The 966-nt window shown below is 26.8% G+C and carries 1 protein-coding gene and 1 pseudogene; both read right to left on the bottom strand.

The window, feature by feature from the left end:
- On the bottom strand, positions 1-287 hold a 287-nt coding region (locus QP548_RS16820; protein ID WP_284905663.1), incomplete at its 3' end, for a metal-dependent hydrolase.
- A 2-nt stretch (positions 288-289) separates the two neighbouring features.
- Positions 290-966, bottom strand: a pseudogene (locus tag QP548_RS16815) (TcpH); the annotation flags it as partial.

The following is a 966-nucleotide window of genomic DNA, read 5'->3' as shown; positions in this document are numbered from 1 at the left end:
CCTAAAGCGATAGATTTTATAAATAGTGATTTTAAGAATATGCCTAAAATAAATATTAAGATTACAGGAGTTATTGAATGAAGAAAACCCCTATGCTTAAATATTGTACTTAAGGGATATGAGATTATCTTTAATCTTCTTCCAATAAAACTATTTGGAGTGTCTAGATCTGGAAGTAGGCTCCCCAAGCCCACTCCCGTTAATGTTAAAATTGATAACTCATTGCTTAGATATAAAGCTGGTATTGCAACATTTAGTGATGTTGATAAATGTGTTTTATATAGCATGATTAGCTCCCCTTCTTCTTAAAGTTTTTGCTATTTCCTTTCTTAATGTATTCTAATTTATTTTCTAAATGCTTTTCTTTAGATTTTATATCCTTATTACTTACTCCCATAAATGATTTTACTCTCTCAACCCTTTCTTTAGTTGATACTTCTTTAATCTGTTTTTTATCTGGAGATTTTTCTTTTTGTTGTCCATTATTTTTGATATTTTCAACTTTCTTAGTAGATTTTTTCTTAATTTCTGTAACTTCTGGTGATGAATCTACTTCTATATTTTCTTTTGCTTCAGGATTACTTTCAGTATTCTTAGAACTTATATTATTATTCATTTTTTCTTTGTTTACTTTAATATCATTTTTAGCTTTATTTATAGCTTCAACAGATTTTTCTTCCACTAAATCTTCAGGAATTTCAGTAACACTTGTATTACTACTATTACTATCATTATTTTTCTTATCTGCAGATGTATTTTCATTTTTTAGTTCATTTAGATTTTCTTTATTTATAGTCTTTTCAGGAGTTTTTATTTCTTCTGGTTTTGTAGTTATTTCCTCATCTTCAGAAATAGTTTTATTTTCTTTACTTCCTGGACTTTTATCCTGGATAGTTCCAATATCATTTCCGTTATTTTTAATGTTTTCATCTATAGTTTTAGGAGCTATATCCTTATTTTCTATAG

This window comes from Clostridium sp. UMB9555A (genome assembly GCF_030222355.1).
GTDB lineage: Bacteria > Bacillota > Clostridia > Clostridiales > Clostridiaceae > Sarcina > Sarcina perfringens.
The sequence above is the reverse complement of the archived record's forward strand: the minus strand, read 5'-3'. Positions and strand labels throughout refer to the sequence as shown.